Source organism: Natrinema gari JCM 14663 (assembly GCF_000337175.1).
Classification (GTDB): domain Archaea; phylum Halobacteriota; class Halobacteria; order Halobacteriales; family Natrialbaceae; genus Natrinema; species Natrinema gari.
Window position 1 is genome coordinate 1 of record NZ_AOIJ01000002.1, and the last position, 582, is coordinate 582.

The 582-nt window shown below is 66.3% G+C and carries 1 pseudogene; it reads right to left on the reverse strand.

The window, feature by feature from the left end:
- Positions 1 to 582 (reverse strand): annotated as a pseudogene (locus tag C486_RS21230) (hypothetical protein); the annotation flags it as partial.

Sequence of the window (582 nt, forward strand, 5' to 3'; positions counted from 1 at the left end):
CCCTGGAGCCACGGCGCCGGCTCGAGTATGCTGGTCGCCGTCGCGGTGAACGTCACGGGCTGCCCACGCGACGGGTCGAGATCGGTAAGCTCGATCCCACTGTCATCACCACTCGCGTCGGTGCCGCCGCCGACGTCGTCCGCATCCTCATCGCGGAACAGGCCCATCTCGAACCCGTCGATCGTCGGCTCGGCGTCGCCGGTCGAGATCGCGACACACCGGTTAAGGCCACGGGGCTGCTTGGACGCATCGAGGACGTAGCTATCCTCGTCTTCCTCGGCGTCAGCGATCCGCGACCGGTAGTCAGTGTCGGAGTCGAGCAGGTCGGCGTCCTGGATGTCGTGGTCGCGGGCGTAGCGTCGGAGTTGGTCGTACACGAGCGAGAGCTTGATTCGTAGCTCCTCGTCGGGCTTCCCTTCGCGGACGACCTTGTAGTGTTCGCCGCGCGTGAGATAGCCCGATGCGGCGGCCCGCGAAGCGAGCTCGAGGAACCGATCGAGGTTCGAGACGTGGTCGGTCGACGTCCGCTCGTTGAGGATGTACTTGACAGCGCGTGCAACCTCGCGGTCGCCGATCGGCACC